We start from the raw sequence: 1,322 nt of genomic DNA, 5'->3' as shown, positions 1-1,322 counted from the left end.
TGCACGGATGTATGATCACCAGATCGGAAGATGGCATGTGATCGACCCGTTAGCTGACCAGATGCGTCGATACACTCCTTACAATTATGCTTTTGATAATCCAATACGATTTATTGATCCTGATGGAATGGCGCCTACAGACTGGCTGCAATACAAAACCAAAGATGGCAGTGTTGCAACAGAGTGGGTAAGCAGTGTAAAAGATCAAAAGAGCGCAGCAGCTTATGCCCAAAGCCAGGGTGGTAGTGGTGCAAAATACATTGGTAAAACAGGCACTGTTTACTCCAATACAAACGGACTGCAAAAGTGGGAGCTGAAAGACCAGAGCATTAAAGAAGTAGCTTATACACCTAACCTGTCTGCAGCAAAGCCTACAACAACAACTACGGATGCCAGCAATACAGAACCGGCAGCTACAGCATCCGTAACTCCCCAACAATCTACTTCGTCTCATGAAGATTTATCTAAGGGCATTGGAGCTGCGCAAACCATCATGGATGCTCTTGATAATACCGCAATGAAGAGCATAGAATTAGGTGGTAAATATGGTGGCGCAAAAGCAGTAGAGAATTTTGCTACAAAAGCCAGTTCTACGTTAGCGGGTGCTGCAATTGTCTTAACAGCGGTAGATGCTGCGGCAAGTGGTGTTCAGATGAAGCATGGGGTGGATGCTGCATTAGTTACAGTATCTGTAGCTTTTCCAGTAACAGCCCCAGTTATATTCGTTGCAAATATAGTTTGTATGGGGCTAAATAATGGTAATGGTATTTCTGAAACAATTCAAGATGCAGCTTCCAAAAGGGGGATTGAAACACAATACACTAAACCAGCCTTTTAAATTTTAGGTTAATGACATTTTTCGGAAATATTTTTGCCAGTTCTTATAAGCACTATCTAAAGCAAAAACGAGTTGATCCATATTTTCAAGCAAAGTTGATTATTGTGATCTATCAAAGTTTAGCAGTACTTCTATTTCTTCTAATGATTAATGAGTACTTCAAAGTATCGATATTTTCTTTCTTATCAAGAAACAAGGTTATATCAATACTCATTTATATTCTCATTATGGTTGCAAACTTCAGGTATTACTCAAAAGAGCGAATGAGCACTTATATTGACAATTTCAATTTAAAAACTATTCAAGAAAGAAGATTTTGGGCTATTATAACGGGATTGACACCTATAATCATTTTAGGTCTATTTTTTATAATTTTAAGAGTAAAGCACCCAGTTTAAATTTTACACAAAAGCTGCTTATTGAGCGGCTTTTGTTTGTTTAAGTGGAAATTCCGCGCAATGTGTGTCTTGTCCTGAAATAGCTT

General features: G+C 38.7%; 1 protein-coding gene. It reads left to right on the top strand.

All coding sequences use genetic code 11. The annotated features are described in order from the left end of the window. Positions 1–838, top strand: an 838-nt coding sequence (locus tag HY58_RS18435) for an RHS repeat-associated core domain-containing protein (RefSeq protein ID WP_216593837.1), incomplete at its 5' end; no start/stop codon positions are given. Between the last annotated feature and the right edge of the window lie 484 nt (positions 839–1,322).

Source organism: Flavihumibacter sp. ZG627 (assembly GCF_000814325.1).
Lineage (GTDB): Bacteria > Bacteroidota > Bacteroidia > Chitinophagales > Chitinophagaceae > Flavihumibacter.
This window is presented reverse-complemented; position numbering and strand designations above follow the sequence as displayed.